This is a genomic window from Arthrobacter sp. UYCu712 (assembly GCF_040547005.1).
GTDB lineage: Bacteria > Actinomycetota > Actinomycetes > Actinomycetales > Micrococcaceae > Arthrobacter.
Map to the genome: position 1 here is coordinate 269,181 of NZ_JBEPOZ010000001.1, position 16,177 is coordinate 285,357.

The following is a 16,177-nucleotide window of genomic DNA, read 5'->3' on the forward strand; positions in this document are numbered from 1 at the left end:
TGAATGCTCAGCTTTCGGGGAAGGTGCGGTGTGCAGGCGAAGCCGGGTTCTCGGGCCGGGTGTCCGAAGGATTTTCCGGCGGAGTGTCGCGCTTGCCTCCGGCCCTGACCCGCGGAATCTGCTGGGTGCGGGGGTTGCGCTGCTTGTCGCGGCGTTCCTTCAGCTTCTCCTTGACCTTGTCCCGCGGGGTCTCATGGACGCCGGCGGACGGGTCGTGGGTGCGCAGTTCCTCCTGTGCCTCCAGCATGTCCTCCAGCAGGCTGCGCAGCTCGGCCCGGACGTAGTCGCGGGTGGCGACTTCGCGCAGGGCGATCCGGAGGGAGGCCAGCTCCCGGGTCAGGTATTCGGTGTCCGAGAGGTTGCGCTCGGCGCGCTGCCGGTCCTGCTGGAGCGAGACCCGGTCCCGGTCGTCCTGGCGGTTCTGGGCGAGAAGCAGCAGCGGGGCGGCGTAGGAGGCCTGCAGCGACAGCATCAGGGTGAGCAGGGTGAAGCCGAGCTCGCGTGAATCGAATTGGAAATCCAACGGTGCCCAGGTGTTCCAGACCAGCCAGAAGATGCAGAACACCGTCATGTAGACCAGGAACTGCGGTGTGCCCATAAAGCGGGCAAAGCCCTCGGTGGTCTGTCCGAAGGCATCCGGGTTGGGGGAGAACTTGGGCAGGATCCGCTGCCGCCCGCTCAGGGGTGTGTCGAGGCTGCCTTTGCCGCTGGCCTTGCTGCCCGGCCGGGCTGTGGAGGTTCTGGGGGTGCTGTTCTCAGCCAACGCGGCCTCCAAGCTTCCTTATCGGGGCATCGTCCTCATGGGCGCGCCAGTCATCCGGGAGCAGGTGATCCAACACGTCATCAACAGTCACCGCCCCCACTAGCCGACCGTCGCTGTTGACCACGGGGAGCGAATTGAGGTTGTAGGTGGCCAGGGTGCGGGCCACCTCGCTGATGTGCGCCTGGTCCGAGACCGGTTCAAGGGTCTTGTCCACGAGGTTGCCCAGCGGTTCCGGCGGCGGGAAGCGCAACAGCTGCTGGATGTGGACGACGCCGAGGAAACGGCCGGTCGGCGTCTCCAGCGGAGGCCGGGCGATGAAGATCGATGAGGCCAGGGCGGGGGAGAGTTCCTCGCGGCGGACATGGGCGAGGGCCTCGGCAACGGTGGCTTCCGGGGGCAGGATGACCGGGACCGGGGTCATCAGGCCGCCTGCGGTGTCCTCGTCGTACTCCAGCAGCCGGCGGACGTCTTCCGCGCCCTCGGGTTCCATGAGCTGCAGCAGTTCCTCCGCCTGGGCGCTGGGGAGCTCGGCGAGGAGGTCGGCGGCGTCGTCGGGGTCCATTTCCTCGAGCACGTCGGCGGCGCGGTTGACGTCGAGGGCGGAGAGGATCTCCACCTGGTCACCCTCGGGCATCTCCTGGAGGACATCTGCGAGGCGCTCGTCCTGGAGTTCGCTGGCGACCTCGAACCGGCGCTTGTCGCTCATTTCCTGGAGGGCTTCGGCGAAGTCGGCCGGCTTCAGGTCCTCGTGCGTGGCGACGAACTGGGTGGCGGCCTGGGGCTCCGTCTTGGCGCCCTGCTGCGCGTCGGCCCAGTCGATGATCATGGTCTCGTTGCGGCGCAGCCGGCTCAGCGGGGAGAGCGAGTGGCCGCGGCGGACGAAGAGCTTGCTGACAAACCAGTCACCGGAGCGGTGCTTGTCCATCGCGATATCCTCGATAGTGGCGTCGCCGCTGCCGTCGGCGAGGGTCACCCGGCGGTCAAACATTTCGGCCACGACGAGGGTTTCCGCGCCGCGCTGTTCGAAGCGGCGCAGGTTGACCAGGCCCGTGCAGATGATCTGGGTCTGGTCGATCGAGGTAATCCGGGTCATCGGCACGAAGACGCGCTTTTTGCCGGGGACCTCGACGACGATGCCCACCACGTGCGGGGCGCCGCGGGTGCCGCGGGAAAGCACGACGACGTCGCGCAGCCTGCCGAGACGGTCGCCCAGTGGGTCGAAGACATCCAGTCCGAGGAGGCGCGCAACAAACACCCGCGAAAGATTTGTGCTCACCACTACAGGCTACCGAGTCTGCTCTCTTTTAGCTGAATTTACAGGCGGACACCAGCTGGATAGGTAAGAATGGGCATATGTCAAACATTTTTGGTGCTCCCAGGGCTGGCGCCCCCACCGGCCCGGACGAGGCCCGCACTGTCCCCAAGGGCGACACCGTCGGGTCCTACACTTCCTACCTGGATGCCCAAAAGGCGGTGGACTACCTGGCGGACCAGCAGTTCCCGGTGCAGATGGTCTCGATTGTGGGCAATGACCTGAAGATGGTGGAACGGGTCACCGGCCGGCTCACCTACCCTCGCGTGGCACTGTCCGGTGCGTTGAGCGGTATGTGGTTCGGCCTCTTCGTCGGCATCTTGCTCTCCTTCTTCTCCACGACGCCGGGGTATTTCTCCATAGTGACGTCAGTGCTCATGGGCGCGGCGTTCTTTATGCTCTTCGGCATCGTCACCTACGCCATGCAGCGTGGCAAGCGCGACTTCACGTCGACCAGCCAGGTGGTGGCGACCAGCTACGACGTCGTGGTGTCCTTCGAGGCCGCCAACGAGGCACGCCGGCTGCTCCAGCAGCTCCCGATGACCCAGCATGACGCCTCCGCACCGGCCGGCTTCACGCAGCACGACTACCAGCACCAGCCGTACCAGCAGCCGGGCCAGCAGGGCGCCCAGCAGGGCCCCCAGCAGCCGGGGCAGCAGGGCCACGCACCGCAGCGCCCCGCCGGCTGGAACGACCCCTACGGCCAGCGCAGCCCGGAAGCGGGCCCCGGGACTGACGTTCACCCCACCCCGCCGTCCCAGCAGCCGACCGCTCCCGCGGACCGGCCCGCCGAGGGCCCCGTGCAGGTCGGGCAGGAGCCGGCCAAGCCGGCGGCGGTCCGGTACCCGGACCTGCCCGACGGCCGGCCGCAGTATGGGGTACGCGTCAACGATGCGCCCAAGCAGGAACCCGGACAGGACGGCTCGAAGCCCTAGCCGGCAACGCAGAAGGCCTCCGCCCGAATCAATGATCCGGGCGGAGGCCTTCTGCGTATCAGCGGCAGTGGCGGCGGAAAGCCTGCAGTTACGCGGCCGGGCCGTCCGCTTCCTGGTAGATGCCGGCCATCCACGACTCGACGTCGTCGGCCTTGCGGGGCAGGGCGGCGCTGAGGTTGACCGGCCCGCCGGCGGTCATCAGGATGTCGTCCTCGATGCGGACACCGATACCGCGGTATTCCTCGGGAATGCCAAGGTCCTCGTTCTTGAAATACAGGCCGGGTTCGATCGTGAAGACCATGCCCGGGGTGAGGACGCCGTCCAGATACAGTTCCCGCTTGGCCTGGGCGCAGTCGTGCACGTCCAGGCCCAGGTGGTGGCTGGTCCCGTGCGGCATCCAGCGGCGGTGCTGCTGGCCCTCGGGGCTGGTCGCTTCCTCCACGGACACCGGCAGCAGGCCCCACTCGGCGAGCCGTTCCGCCAGTACGGTGGTGGCTGCGGTGTGGATGTCGCGGAACTTCGTGCCCGGCTGCGCGGCGGCAAAGCCGGCGTCGGCGGCGTCCAGCACGGCCTCGTAGACCTTGCGCTGGATATCGGAGAACGTGCCGTTCACCGGCAGGGTGCGGGTGATGTCTGCGGTGTAGAGCGAGTCCGCCTCGACGCCGGCGTCGAGCAGCAGCAGTTCTCCGGCGTTGACCTTGCCGGTGTTCCGGGTCCAGTGCAGCACGGTGGCGTTGTTTCCGGCGGCGGCGATGGTGTCGTAACCGAGTTCGTTGCCTTCCTCCCGGGCCCGGGCGAAGAACGCCCCTTCCACAACGCGCTCGCCGCGCTGGTGGGTGAGTGCCCGCGGCAGGGCCTTGACCACCTCGGTGAAGCCCTCCACCGTGGCTGCCACGGCCAGCTTCATCTGCTCGACTTCCCACTCGTCCTTGAGCAGGCGCAGCTCGGACAGGGCCTCGCTGAGCTTCTCGTCCAGGGCATCGAGCACGCCCAGGTCCAGGTTTTCCGGGTCCTTGGCCGTGTTGTAGCGGGCGGTGTCGACGAGGGCATCGATGTTCTCGTCCACCTTGCGGACGAGGCGGACGGAGATGCCGCCAATTTCCGGGGCGCCGACGTTCTTGGTGATGGCGAGTTCGAGTTCGCTGATGTCCGCGGTCGCCAGGCCGAGGCGGGCCTTGAACTCGGCGAGGGTCGGGCGGGCGCCGATCCAGAATTCACCGGAACGGGAGTCTGCGTAGAACTGTTCGGTGTCCCGGCCGGCGAGCGGGCGGAAGTACAGCGTCGCGTGGTGGTGGCCGCCGTCGTCGCCCTTGCCTTCCTCGGCGGGCTCCAGGATCAGGACCGCGTCGGGCTCGTGGTCCAGGCCCAGGCCGGTGAGGTGTGCGAAGGCGGAGTGCGGGCGGAACCGGTAGTCGCAGTCGTTCGAGCGGACTTTCAGCGGACCGGCGGGGATGACCAGGCGTTCACCTTTGAACTGCTCTGAGATGGCGCGGCGCCGGGCTGCTGCATGGCCGGCGACATCGTCCCGTTCGGGAAGCTGCTGCTGGGACGGCGCCCAGTTACTGGCCATGAATGCCTTGAAGGCGTCGGAGCTGGGACGCTGCGAGCGGTTGTTGACGCGCTCTTCGAGGGGCTGGGAAGCGGAGACTGGGGTGTTATCTGCATCGTTCACCGTCCCATAGTCTCACCAGCGGCGCGGCTTAGGCCAACAGCATGCCGTGCCCCATCTACTAGGCTGGAGAGGTGAGGATTGACCTGCATGTTCACTCGAATGTTTCCGACGGCACCCAAGCCCCCGCCGGGGTGATGGCGTCCGCCGCTGAGGCGGGGATCGACGTCGTCGCCCTGACCGACCACGACTCCACCGACGGCTGGGCCGAGGCCGCCCTGGCCGCCCGGGAACACGGCATCGCCCTGGTCCCGGGGATGGAGATTTCCTGCCGGACCACAGAGGGCATCAGCGTCCACCTGCTCAGCTACCTGCACGACCCGGCGCACCCCGGCCTGCTCGACGAGATCACCAAGGCCAAGGACGCGCGCTACACGCGGGCCGAACGGATGGTCACCCTGCTCGCGGAGGACTACCCGCTGACGTGGGACGACGTCATCCACCACGTCGCTCCCGGGGCCACCCTGGGCCGGCCGCACATCGCCGACGCGCTGGTCGCCGCGGGGGTCGTCGAGGACCGGACCGAGGCCTTCAGCTCGATCCTGACATCGCGCTCACGCTACTTCGTGCAGCATTACGCCCCCGATCCCGCGCTGGCCGTCGAACTGGTCCGCGATGCCGGCGGGGTCCCGGTCTTCGCCCATCCTGTGGCGTCCGCCCGCGGCCGAATCGTGGGGGAGCGGACCTACCGTGAGATGATCGACGCCGGGCTGGCCGGCGTGGAGATCTACCACCGGGACAACCCAGAGGAGGGCCGGACGTTCCTGCGCAAGCTCGCGGAGCGGCACGGGCTGCTCGTGACGGGATCCTCGGATTACCACGGCACCGGAAAACCGAACCTGCTGGGCGAAAACCTGACCTCCCCGGAGGTCTTCGCCCGGATCGAGGAACTCGGCACCGGATCGTCCGTGGTGCGCTGACCCCGTTCCGGCCCCGTTGAGCTATCGGTTGGGGCTGCTATGGGGCCCGGAGGGCCACCAAAAGTGATAGCGCAACCGGCGGCAGGCGGGCCGGGGCGCGGTCAGGCGGGGGTGAACCCGGTGAACTCGGCGTGCGCCGCCAGGCGTTTGGCCATGACGTCGATGGCCGGCTGGTTCTGGTCCACGCAGACGAACTTGCGGTCCAGCTTCGCGGCGACGGCGCCGAGCGTTCCGGAGCCGGCGAAGAAGTCCAGGCACCAGTCGCCGGGGCGGCTGGAGGCGGCGACGACGCGCCGGATCAGGCCCTCGGGCTTCTGCGTCGGGTAGCCGGTCTTCTCCTTGCCGGTGGGCGAGACGATGGTGTGCCACCAGACGTCGGTGGGCAGTTTGCCGAGTTCGCGTTTGGCCGGCGTGACCAGGCCGGGCGCCATGTACGGCTCCCGGTCCACCTCGGCGTTGTCGAAGTGGTATTTCGTGGGGTTCTTGACGTACACAAGAATGTTGTCGTGCTTGGTGGGCCAGCGGAACTTTGCCCGGGCGCCGTAGTCGTAGGCCCAGATGATCTCGTTCAGGAAGCACTCCCGGCCGAAGATGGCATCGAGCATGACCTTGGCGTAGTGCACCTCGCGGTAGTCCAGGTGCAGGTACAGGGTCCCGTCGTCGGCGAGCAGCCGCCAGGCCTCGACGAGCCGCGGCTCCAGGAAGGACCAGTAGTCGCTGAACGCGTCGTCGTACTTGTGCAGCGCACCCTTGATCGTGTCGTAGGACCGGCCCTTGAATCCGACCCGGTCGCCGTCGCCGCCGGCGTTGAGCACCATCTTTGTTTCCTGGCGCTTCTGGACCCGGCCGGTGTTGAAGGGCGGATCCACATATATCAGTGTGAAGGCGCCGTCCGGCAGCGTGGGGAGGTACTCCGCGTTGTCCGCGTGTACCACCAGGTTGCTGCCGTCCGGCGCCCAGACGGTGTCAGTCATGAAGGGATTTAAGCCTCGCCCTGAGCCTCGCCCGCGACGACTTCGCCGTTGCGGCGGCGGGTCCGGGTGCGGCGGCGGGCACGGGTGGCGCGGTCGACCTCGGTCGGTGCGCTGGCCGTTGCCTTGGCCGGAGCCTCGGCGGCGGGGCCGGTGCTTGCTTCGGCCTCGGCGGGACGACGACGGCGTTCTCCCGACCGTGCGCTGTCCTGGCCGCCGGTGGCGCCACCGCTGCGGCGTCCGTCGCGGCCGCCGGAGCGTCCGCCGCTCCGGGTGCTGTCGGCGTCGCCGGAGCGTCCGCCGCTGCGGGTGCTGTCGCGTCCGCCGCTCCGGGTGCTGTCGGCGTCGCCGGAGCGTCCGCCGCTGCGGGTGCTGTCGCGTCCGCCGCTCCGGGTGCTGTCGCGGGCGTTCTTCTTGCCGGTCTCGCCCAGGTCCTCGAGGACCTCGGCGTCGACGCCGGCCAGCACGCGCTTGTTGCGGGGCAGGCGGCCCTTGGTGCCTTCGGGAATGTCGAGTTCCTCGAAGAGGTGCGGCGAGGAGGAGTACGTTTCCACCGGCTCCGGGACGCTCAGGCCCAGGGCCTTGTTGATCAGTCCCCAGCGGGGCATGTCGTCCCAGTCGACGAACGTCACGGCGGTGCCCTTGTTGCCGGCGCGGCCGGTGCGGCCGACGCGGTGCAGGTAGATCTTTTCGTCTTCGACGCACTGGTAGTTGATGACGTGCGTGACGTCGTCGACGTCGATGCCGCGGGCGGCGACGTCGGTGGCCACGAGGACATCCACCTTGTTGTTCCGGAAGGCGCGCAGGGCCTGTTCGCGGGCGCCCTGGCCGAGGTCTCCGTGGATGGCGGCGGCCGCGAAGCCACGGTCCACGAGTTCCTCGGCGACCTTGGCGGCGGTGCGCTTGGTCTTGGTGAAGATGATGGTGCGGCCGCGGCCGCGGGCCTGCAGGATGCGGGCCACAACCTCGATCTTGTCCATGCTGTGCGCACGGTAGATGAGTTGGCGGATGTCGCGCTTGGTCAGGCCCTCGTCGTCCGGGTCGGCCGCGCGGATGTGGGTGGGCTGGGTCATGTAACGGCGGGCCATGGCGATGACCGGGCCGGGCATGGTGGCCGAGAACAGCAACGTTTGGCGGACCGGCGGGGTGCCGGCGATGAGGGTCTCGACGTCCGGCAGGAAGCCGAGGTCCAGCATTTCGTCGGCCTCGTCGAGGATGACCATCTTGACGTTCTTCAGGACGAGGTGCTTCTGCTTGTAGAGGTCGATGAGTCGGCCGGGAGTACCGACGACAACCTCGACGCCCTTCTGCAGCGCTTCGACCTGCGGCTCGTAGGCGCGGCCGCCGTAGATCGTGGTGATGCGGGCGTTGCGCTTGCGGGCGGCGTTCTGCAGGTCGCTGGCAACCTGGACCGCGAGCTCGCGGGTCGGCACGATCACGAGGGCCTGCGGGGCGCCCGGGGCGGGAAGCTTGTCATAGCCGGCGTCGTCCGGTCCGACGACGCGCTGCAGCGCCGGGATGCCGAAGCCGAGCGTCTTGCCCGTGCCGGTTTTGGCCTGGCCGATGATGTCGTGGCCGGACAGCGCCACAGGCAGGGTCATGGCCTGGATCGGGAAGGGGTGCGTGATGCCGGCGTCGGCAAGGGACTCCACGATATCGGCGCGGACGTTGTAGTCAGCGAAGGTCTTCTCGGCTATTTCGTGCGGTTTTTCGTCCGAGATGATGGTCTCTTCCGGCTCGATCGTTTCCGTTCCGGAATCGTCGGTCAGAAGCTGGTGCGTGTGCAATTCACTCACAGGTGAGTTTCCTTATTCATTTGGGCTGCGCTGCTTGCTCAACGGGGCCGGCCAACAGGCCGTTCCGGAGCAGGCTCGGGCGCGCAAGCAAATCCAGTGGAAGCCGATCGCGGGCTATCTAAATGCTGGCACTGGGGACCAGCGGGTCAATCTCAAGATCGCGTAGGGGCGGGCTTGTTGAATTCGGAAATCATGGAAATCAACGACCGGGCATCCATATCTACCCTTTCAGTCTAGCTGTACGAAGCCAGGAACCTCGACTGCCCGCGCCATCAGCCCACCAGTTCCAGCCGGACCTCCCGGCTGGCGATGTCCGAGGAGAGGACCCGGACCCTTACCTGCGTGCCCGATTCCAGCTCGCCGGGGCACCGTGCGGTCACGGCCGGGTCGGCGATCTGGACGATCCCGGACGGGCCGTTGCCATTGCCGTTCCCGTGCCTGCCGTTCCCGTTGCCGTTGCCGTTTTTGGCGGGCTTGGAACCGGAGATCACGACGGCGTCGAACTCCTGGCCGATGTGGTTGCTCAGCAGTGCCGCCTCCACCGTGTCCAGGGACAGCCGCTCCAGCTTGGCGGCAAGCTGGTCGGAGGCCGCCATGATCGAGGGCAGGGACGGCAACGCCTCGCGGGCCCACGCCGGGACGTCCGTGCCGTTGCTGAGCGCCTCGCAGATGACCAGCGCAAAGCGGTCAATCAGCCGGCGGAGCGGCGCGGTGGAGTGCGCATAGGCGGCGCCGATCGCGGACTGCATTTCGGCGTCCGGAACAGTCCCGTCGAAGGGCGTATAGCCGGCGCCGCGGAACAGCATGCCGGCCGAGTGCACGATTGCCAGCTGCCGCGGGTCCGTGGGGTCAAGGGTGCGCAGGTATTCGCCGTAGCTCATCTCCCCGTCCCAGGGCTTGCCGAGGGCTCGGGTCTGGCGGTGGAAGTGGGCCAGCGAGTTCTCGTCCGGGGCGGGCATGGTCCGCAGGATCCCGACTTTTCCCTGGAGCATGATCCCGGCCGCCGCCATCCCGGTCATAAGCGAGATCTGGGCGTTCCAGTCCTCCACCGGCAGCGGCGGGGCCGCGACGATCCGGTAGCCGCCGTCGGCCAGCTGTTCGATCTCTTGTTCGGGCATGTTCAGGCTGGCGCCGCCGCGCAGCCGCTCAAGCTCCACCCGCTTGATCCCGACCTCCCTGAGCAGCTGCAGCACGGGCGCCGCGGTGCCGGCGTCGAGCTCCGCCTGGACTCCCGGGTAGCTCAGCTGGGCGCGGCTGCGGACCCGGGCCCGGCGCACCAGCACCGTGGAGACCTTGGCGGCGGCGTCCAGCTCGAATTCCCAGACGAAGGCGGCGCACAGCTGGCCGGCGAGCAGGCTGCCCGCCTCCTCGCTGATGACCTCCGGGTGCAGCGGGATCCGCCCGTCGGGGGTGTAGAAGGTCTGCCCGCGGCGGCGCGTTTCGGCGTCGAGCGCGCCGCCCGGCGTCACGAAGGAGGGGACGTCGGCGATGGCGTAGTAGACCTTGTAGCCCTCGCCGGATCGGTCGATGTGGAGGGCCTGGTCAAGGTCGGTGGAGGATTCCGGATCGATGGTCACGAACTCGATGTGGGTGAAGTCGAGCCCCGGCAGTTCGTGCCCGGCCACTGCCTCCTTGGCCTCCCGGAGCGCGTCCTCGGGGAACGGGCCCGGCAGTTCCAGCGTGGTGCGCAGCGCGTTCAGCGCCAGGGCGAGCTGGCTGTTCTGCCGGTGGACGCTGGGGGTCAGGCGATGATGGGACACGAAAATCAGGTTAGCTCCATTTGCGCCATTAGTCTTGGATCATGACCACATCCCCGGCCGATCCTGCCCGCTACAACAGCTTTCTTATGGATCTGCTCGGCGTGATGGCCTACGGCGAACTTTCGGCCTTTGAACGGCTGTCCTCCGACGCACGGTATTCGCCCACCCTGCACGACCGTGCCGTGTTAGGCCGGATCGCAGTGATCGAGTTCCAGCATTATGAACTGGTCAGTGCCAGGCTGGAGGAAATGGGACTGGACACGGAGACGGCCATGCTGCCCTTCCAGCCCTCCGTGGACCACTTCCACGAACGCACCCGCCCGGCCGACTGGTTCGAATCCCTGATGAAGGCCTACGTGATCGACACCGTGTCCGCGGATTTCTACCGCGCCGTCGCCCGGCACGTCGACGACTCGACCCGCGGCCTGGTCGATCGGATCCAGGCGGACGAGGAAGCGACGGCGGTGCTGCGGGACCGGCTCAGGACGGCCCTTGCCGATGACCCGCGGCTGGCGTCCCGGCTGTCGCTGTGGGCGAGGCGGCTGCTGGGTGAGGCCCTGACGCAGGCCCGGCGGGTCAGCTTCGAGCACGCGTTCCTCGGCGGACTGATCGGTGCGGACGAGGAAAAGTCCCGGGAGCTGGTCCGCGAACTGACCGTCGAGCTGGCGGCCAGCCACTCAAGCAGGATGCGCCAGCTGGGGCTGGCCGGGTAGGCCTCCCCTCCAGTGCTGCGCGGTCAGTCCTCCGCGGCGTCGAGGGCGGCGAGCAGGGCACGGGCGGCACCTGCGGGATCGTTGGCCTCGGTGATGGCCCGGACCACCACGATCCGGCGTGCGCCGGCCTCCACCACCTGCCCCACGTTCCCCAGATCGATGCCGCCGATGGCAAACCACGGCACCGTGCGGCCATCAGTGCCGCCTACAGTGCCGTCATCCGCGGCTTCGGCGCGGCGGACCGCCGATGCGGCGTACCGCACCAGGTCCAGCCCGACGGCGGAGCGGCCCGGCTTGGTGGGGGTGGCCCACACGGGTCCCACGCAGAAGTAGCCCAGCCCGGTGCCGGCGGCGGAAGCGGCAATGGCGGCCTCCACCTGCTCCGGGCTGTGCGTCGACAGCCCGATCATGGTGTCCGCGCCAAGGAAGCCCCGGGCGGCCGCCAGCGGGATGTCCTTCTGGCCGATGTGGAACACCGGCGCGCCGGACAGCGAGGCGAGGTCTGCGCGGTCGTTGACGGCCCAGGGCCGGCCGTGCCGGCCGGCGGCCTGGCGCAGGACCTCGAGCAATTCGAGTTCCTCGGCCGCCTCGATGGACTTGTCGCGCAGCTGGATGATGTCGACGCCGCCGGCGAAGGCGGCATCCACGAAGTCCCCGAAATCACCGCGGTCCTTGCGGGCGTCGGTGCACAGGTACAGGCGGGCGGGGGTGTGGACGGGATCCTGGCGCATGCCCCAAGCCTAGTTCCTCTAAACTGGGGCAATACCGCGGGAGCCCGCTGCAGCCGTTCGCCATTGCGTCCGGCGCCGAAGGGGCTGAGAGGGCATCAGAGCCGACCGCTTGACCTGATCCGGTTAGTACCGGCGTAGGGAAGGAATCCTTCTTGGGCACTCCAGTTAGTTTCGATGCCGGCAATCGTGACGGCACCCAGGACGGCACCGGCCGGGAATGTTACGACGTCGCCGTGATCGGCGGCGGCGTGGTGGGCCACGGCATCGCCTGGGCCGCCCGGCAGTCGGGCCGCTCCGTGGCCCTGATCGACGACGCCCCCGGCAGCGGCGCGAGCTGGGCGGCCGCTGGCATGCTCGCCCCCGTGAGCGAACTCCACTACCAGGAGGAAGACCTGCTGGAGCTCATGCTCGAATCCTCGCGGCTGTGGCCGGACTTCGCGGCACAGCTGGAAAGCAACGCCGGGACAGCCGCCGTAAAAGCCGCCGGGACTGCCGCCGGCCCGGACACCGGAACCGGATACGTCACGACGCCGACCCTCGCGGTGGGCGCCGACGCGGCCGACCGCCGGGCGCTCGCGGACCTGCGGACGGTGCAGCAGGCCTGCGGGCTCACAGTGGAGCCGTTGACCGTCCGCGAGGCACGCGGCCGGGAACCCCTGCTGAGCCCGGCGATCTCCTGCGCCTTCGACATCCCCGCCGACCACCAGGTGGATCCCCGCCGCCTGCTCGCCCGGATCAGTGAACTCCTGGCGGCGGACAGCCACTGCGACACCGTCAGCCGCCTGGCTGCCGGACTGCTGTGGGCGGCTGGCCGCGTCAGCGGAGTCAGCCTGGCCGGCGGAGGGGACGTCCGGGCCCGGGAGACCATCGTGGCCAACGGCCTCGGCGCAGCGGGACTCGGCGGCCTGCCGGCCGGGCTCGCCCTGCCGCTGCGGCCCGTCCACGGCGACATCCTGAGGCTCCGAGTGCCCGCGCATCTGCGGCCGCTGCTGGGCTCCACGGTCCGCGGACTGGTCCGCGGCGTGCCCGTGTACATTGTTCCGCGGCTGGACGGCACGGTGGTGATCGGCGCGACGCAGCGTGAGGACGCACTCGCGGACCGGGATGCCCCCGGCTCCGGCGCGGTGTCCGCCGGAGGCGTGTACCAGCTGCTCCGGGACGCCCAGCAACTGCTTCCCGCGGTCGCGGAGCTGGAACTGCTCGAAGCGACCTCGCGGGCACGGCCCGGGACGCCGGACAACGCCCCGCTGCTTGGCCGCGTGGCGGACCGGGCCCCGGGCCGCGCCGGGGACGTCGGGGGACTGATCATCGCCACCGGATTCTTCCGGCACGGCATCCTCCTGACCCCCGCCGCCGCGCGGATCTGCCGGCAGCTGCTGGAGGGCACGGCGGACGCCCGCTGGGCCCGCTTCCGGCCCGACCGGTTCAGTGCCGCCGCCCACCACCCCGCCCCGCACCACGTCCGTCCCCTTCCAGAGCACAGCAAGGAAACCGCATGAACATCACACTCAACGGGTCGGATCACACGGTCCCCGACGGCGCCTCCGTCAGTACCCTGGTCAGCCAGGTCACCGGCCGGCCGCTGGCGCCGAACGGGCAGTCCGCGGACGGCAGGAAGCTCGGCGTCGCGGTGGCGCGCAACGCCGCGGTGGTGCCCCGCAGCCAGTGGCACGGCACCGCGCTCGCCGACGGCGACGACGTCGAACTGGTCACGGCAGTACAAGGAGGATGAGCACCATGGTCGAAACAGTAGTAACTGCAGCCACCGCAGCCCCCGGGGCAGCGCCGGGAACCGCCGATCCGTTCGTCGTCGACGGCATCCCGCTGGGTTCGCGGCTGATCATGGGGACCGGAGGGGCGCCAAGCCTCGACGGCCTCGGGGCAGCCCTCCTGGCGTCGGGTACTGAACTGACCACCGTTGCCATGCGCCGCTACTCACCCGCCGAGGCCGGCTCGCTGTTCCAGCTGCTCGTGGACCACAACATCCGCGTGCTCCCCAACACTGCCGGCTGCTTCACCGCCAGGGACGCCGTGCTGACCGCCGAGCTGGCCCGCGAAGCCCTCGAAACGGACTGGGTGAAACTGGAAGTCATCGCCGACGAGCACACGCTCCTGCCGGACGCCGTCGAACTCGTGGAGGCGACCGAGCAGCTCGTGGGACGCGGCTTCAAGGTCTTCGCCTACACCAACGACGACCCCGTCCTGGCCCTGCGGCTCGAAAACCTAGGCGCCACGGCAGTGATGCCGCTGGGCGCACCGATCGGCACCGGGCTGGGCATCCTGAACCCCCACAACATCGAGCTGATAGTGTCCCGCGCTTCCGTGCCGGTGGTCCTGGACGCCGGCATCGGCACCGCCTCGGACGCGGCCCTTGCCATGGAGCTCGGCTGCGACGCCGTGCTGCTGGCCACCGCCGTGACCCGGGCACAGAATCCCGTCCTGATGGGGGAGGCCTTCAAACATGCGGTCATCGCCGGTAGGCTGGCGAAAAAGGCCGGCCGGATCCCGCGCCGGGAGCACGCCTTGGCCTCCTCCGCCATGGAGGGCCGGGCGGAATTCCTCTAGGTCCGGCAGCGGGCCCGGGCCGCTAAACCCGCACAGCAAAAGGAGCCGTTATGGGAGCCACGGACGACGTCCTCAGCCAGGTCCAGGTCGACGACGCCCTGGCCGGCCTGCCGGACTGGCGATACCGCCTCGGCGGGCTGGTGACGGTCTTCAAGGCGCCGACGTCGGCCGCGGCACTCGAACTGGTCGCTGCAGTCGGCCGGGCCGCGGAAGAACAGGACCATCACCCGGACCTTGACTGGCGCTACAACCGGGTATTTGTCCGTTACAGCTCCCACGACGCCGGCAGCCAGGTCACGCCGCGCGACGTCACGGCGGCCGCGGCAGCCAGCGCGGCGGCGGCGGGACTCGGCGCCGCCGCGGAACCGGGCCTGTACCGCACTGTGGAGCTGGCCCTCGACACCGAGGACGCGGCGGCCATTTCCGAGGTCTGGCGGGTGGCCCTCGGTTACCGCCGGGGCAGTGGCGGCGACCTCACGGACCCGTACGGCCGCGGCCCGGCACTCTGGTTCCAGGAGACGTCTACTCCGGGCCCCAACCGCTTCCACCTCGACATCCACCGCAGCAAGGCCGAGTCCGGGCCGGCCCTGGCCAAGGCGGCAGCCACCGGGGCGTTAATGAACCATGACCACGCACCCAGCTGGGTGGTGGTCACGGATGCGCAGGGAAACAGGCTGTGCCTCTGCACGGAGGAAGGCCATGGACCGGAGCGGCCCCAGCCCTGAAGCCGGCCGGCCGGCGGCCGTTAGAGGCGCAGGATGGCGGTGAGCCGGGCCGTGTCCTGGCGCGTGCGGTGCCGGCCAAGGTACAGCACCGCAGCGACGGCAGCCGCCGAGCCGATGACCATCGGCAGGACCCACGGAATCCACGTCAGGCCGGGCTGATAGCCGAGCCCGGCTGCCACGAAAATGATCCAGCTCAGCATCCCGGCAGCGAGGGCCACCCCGGCCGGCACGCTGATGCCGTATTTCGCGTGCCGCTTGTCGTTGGCCCAGGCCACGACGCCCGCGGCCACGGTCACGGTGGCAACCACAATCAGGGACAGCATATTTGGACTCCTACTTCAGGTGGGGACGGCAGTTCCGGGACGGCTGCTGCGGCGCGAGGTGCCTAGAGCGCGCCGAACCCCACGCGGCGGACTTCTTCGGCACCGATCTCTACGTAGCCGATGACGTTGGCGGGAATGATGATCTGGCGGCCTTTCTCATCCGTGAGGCGCAGTTCGGTGCCCTTGGAGATGGAGTCTGCCACCACCTTGGCGACGGCGTCAGCATCCTGCGCCGATTCCAGGACAATTTCGCGGCCGATGTTCTGAATGCCGATCTTTACTTCCACTGCAAGGCCTCCCAGCCAATCAAAGTCCAATAAATATCAAAGGTCATCTCTATTTGTAGCCTAGGACTCCTTGGGGAACCGTGAGATTCCGCGCCAAGCTAAACGGTAGATCAGGTCGCTCGCCACATCGAGGTCCAGATTCCCGGCAGTTTCCAGCCAATACCGGGCGCTGACCTGCGCCATCCCGGCGAGCGCGCGGCCCAGCAGCTGGGCTTCGAGCTCGGGCAGCTTGGTGTCCTCGGCAATGACCCGCGCGACGGCGTCGGCGAAAGTCTTGTTGAGTGTCTCCAGCCGGGCGCTGACCTCGGGGTCGTTGATCAGGTCCGATTCAAAGACGAGGCGATGGGCCTGGTCGTCACTGGCAATGAACCGGAAGTAGGCCCGCATGACGGCCTGGACCCGCTCGTCGTTGTCCGTGGTGGAGTTCAGCGCGCCCAGCAGCAGATCGATGAGCTTGCTCAGATGGCTGTCCAGCAACGCCAGGTACAGCTCACGCTTGGAGGGGAAGTGCTGGTAGAGCACCGGCTTGCTCACCCGCGCGGTTTCGGCGATTTCATCCATCGCGGCACCGTGATAGCCGTTGGCGACGAAGACTTCCTGCGCCGCAGCCAGCAGCTGCGCCCGGCGTTCGTCGCGGGGCAGGCGGGCCGACCTCGGGGCGCCCCGGCGGACCTGACCGGACGCCGGCTTGCCTGCACTGCCATGTT

At 68.8% G+C, this 16,177-nt stretch carries 17 protein-coding genes and 1 riboswitch; of the genes, 7 read left to right on the forward strand and 10 right to left on the reverse strand.

Annotated features, from left to right (window positions below; translation table 11 throughout):
- Nucleotides 1-7 precede the first annotated feature (7 nt).
- Entirely contained in the window at nt 8-775 is a 768-nt protein-coding gene (locus ABIB51_RS01390) for a DUF1003 domain-containing protein (protein WP_354184747.1), read from the reverse strand.
- Nucleotides 756-2,039, reverse strand: coding sequence for a magnesium transporter MgtE N-terminal domain-containing protein (locus ABIB51_RS01395; protein WP_354184748.1), 1,284 nt, complete (start codon nt 2,037-2,039; stop codon nt 756-758). The genes ABIB51_RS01390 and ABIB51_RS01395 overlap by 20 nt, the downstream gene beginning before the upstream one ends.
- Nucleotides 2,040-2,116: 77 nt before the next feature.
- Between ABIB51_RS01395 and ABIB51_RS01400 the strand changes: the two genes are divergently transcribed.
- Nucleotides 2,117-3,010 carry a YflT domain-containing protein gene (locus tag ABIB51_RS01400; protein WP_354184749.1) on the forward strand — a complete coding sequence of 298 codons (894 nt, stop codon included), beginning with the start codon at nt 2,117-2,119 and terminating at the stop codon, nt 3,008-3,010.
- Between the two features lie 88 nt (nt 3,011-3,098).
- Here ABIB51_RS01400 and ABIB51_RS01405 read toward each other — a convergent pair whose 3' ends face one another.
- Nucleotides 3,099-4,682, reverse strand: coding sequence for an aminopeptidase P family protein (locus tag ABIB51_RS01405; protein WP_354184750.1), 1,584 nt, complete (start codon nt 4,680-4,682; stop codon nt 3,099-3,101).
- Between the two features lie 71 nt (nt 4,683-4,753).
- Here ABIB51_RS01405 and ABIB51_RS01410 point away from each other — a divergent pair, with 71 nt between their 5' ends.
- Nucleotides 4,754-5,599, forward strand: coding sequence for a PHP domain-containing protein (locus ABIB51_RS01410; RefSeq protein ID WP_354184751.1), 846 nt, complete (start codon nt 4,754-4,756; stop codon nt 5,597-5,599).
- A 101-nt stretch (nt 5,600-5,700) separates the two neighbouring features.
- On the opposite strand, the gene ABIB51_RS01415 is transcribed toward ABIB51_RS01410, so the two are convergent.
- The 3 genes from ABIB51_RS01415 to ABIB51_RS01425 form a co-directional block, all read right to left on the reverse strand.
- Nucleotides 5,701-6,573 carry a DNA-methyltransferase gene (locus ABIB51_RS01415; RefSeq protein ID WP_354184752.1) on the reverse strand — a complete coding sequence of 291 codons (873 nt, stop codon included), beginning with the start codon at nt 6,571-6,573 and terminating at the stop codon, nt 5,701-5,703.
- An 8-nt stretch (nt 6,574-6,581) separates the two neighbouring features.
- Nucleotides 6,582-8,366 (reverse strand): DEAD/DEAH box helicase, encoded by a 1,785-nt coding sequence (locus ABIB51_RS01420; RefSeq protein ID WP_354184753.1) that lies wholly within the window; start codon nt 8,364-8,366, stop codon nt 6,582-6,584.
- Between the two features lie 272 nt (nt 8,367-8,638).
- Complete coding sequence (locus ABIB51_RS01425) at nt 8,639-10,126, reverse strand: RNB domain-containing ribonuclease (RefSeq protein ID WP_354184754.1); 1,488 nt, start codon at nt 10,124-10,126, stop codon at nt 8,639-8,641.
- 41 nt (nt 10,127-10,167) lie between these two features.
- Between ABIB51_RS01425 and ABIB51_RS01430 the strand changes: the two genes are divergently transcribed.
- The gene (locus ABIB51_RS01430) at nt 10,168-10,839 is read left to right on the forward strand and encodes a ferritin-like fold-containing protein (RefSeq protein WP_354184755.1); all 672 of its coding nucleotides are present in this window, start codon (nt 10,168-10,170) and stop codon (nt 10,837-10,839) included.
- A 23-nt stretch (nt 10,840-10,862) separates the two neighbouring features.
- Here the strand turns inward: ABIB51_RS01430 and thiE are convergent, their stop codons facing one another.
- Nucleotides 10,863-11,570 carry a thiamine phosphate synthase gene (thiE, locus tag ABIB51_RS01435; RefSeq protein WP_354184756.1) on the reverse strand — a complete coding sequence of 236 codons (708 nt, stop codon included), beginning with the start codon at nt 11,568-11,570 and terminating at the stop codon, nt 10,863-10,865.
- Nucleotides 11,571-11,596: 26 nt separating this feature from the next.
- A riboswitch (TPP riboswitch) is annotated at nt 11,597-11,729 on the forward strand.
- Between thiE and thiO the strand changes: the two genes are divergently transcribed.
- From thiO to ABIB51_RS01455, 4 genes are all read left to right on the forward strand, one after another.
- The gene (thiO, locus tag ABIB51_RS01440) at nt 11,723-13,069 is read left to right on the forward strand and encodes a glycine oxidase ThiO (protein WP_502916050.1); all 1,347 of its coding nucleotides are present in this window, start codon (nt 11,723-11,725) and stop codon (nt 13,067-13,069) included. It overlaps the preceding riboswitch by 7 nt.
- A complete protein-coding gene (gene thiS, locus ABIB51_RS01445) occupies nt 13,066-13,302 on the forward strand; it encodes a sulfur carrier protein ThiS (RefSeq protein WP_354184757.1) in 237 nt (78 codons plus the stop codon). The genes thiO and thiS overlap by 4 nt, the downstream gene beginning before the upstream one ends.
- A 5-nt stretch (nt 13,303-13,307) precedes the next feature.
- Nucleotides 13,308-14,135: a thiazole synthase gene (locus ABIB51_RS01450; RefSeq protein ID WP_354184758.1), complete on the forward strand. Its 828-nt coding sequence runs from the start codon at nt 13,308-13,310 to the stop codon at nt 14,133-14,135.
- A gap of 50 nt (nt 14,136-14,185) precedes the next feature.
- Entirely contained in the window at nt 14,186-14,860 is a 675-nt protein-coding gene (locus tag ABIB51_RS01455) for a 4a-hydroxytetrahydrobiopterin dehydratase (RefSeq protein ID WP_354184759.1), read from the forward strand.
- A 20-nt stretch (nt 14,861-14,880) separates the two neighbouring features.
- On the opposite strand, the gene ABIB51_RS01460 is transcribed toward ABIB51_RS01455, so the two are convergent.
- The 3 genes from ABIB51_RS01460 to ABIB51_RS01470 all read right to left on the reverse strand — a co-directional run bounded on the left by ABIB51_RS01460 (nt 14,881) and on the right by ABIB51_RS01470 (nt 16,112).
- Complete coding sequence (locus tag ABIB51_RS01460) at nt 14,881-15,183, reverse strand: hypothetical protein (RefSeq protein WP_354184760.1); 303 nt, start codon at nt 15,181-15,183, stop codon at nt 14,881-14,883.
- Nucleotides 15,184-15,245: 62 nt separating this feature from the next.
- On the reverse strand, nt 15,246-15,470 hold the full coding sequence (locus tag ABIB51_RS01465; RefSeq protein ID WP_354184761.1) for a DUF3107 domain-containing protein: 225 nt from the start codon (nt 15,468-15,470) through the stop codon (nt 15,246-15,248).
- 60 nt (nt 15,471-15,530) lie between these two features.
- Entirely contained in the window at nt 15,531-16,112 is a 582-nt protein-coding gene (locus ABIB51_RS01470) for a TetR/AcrR family transcriptional regulator (protein WP_354184923.1), read from the reverse strand.
- Between the last annotated feature and the right edge of the window lie 65 nt (nt 16,113-16,177).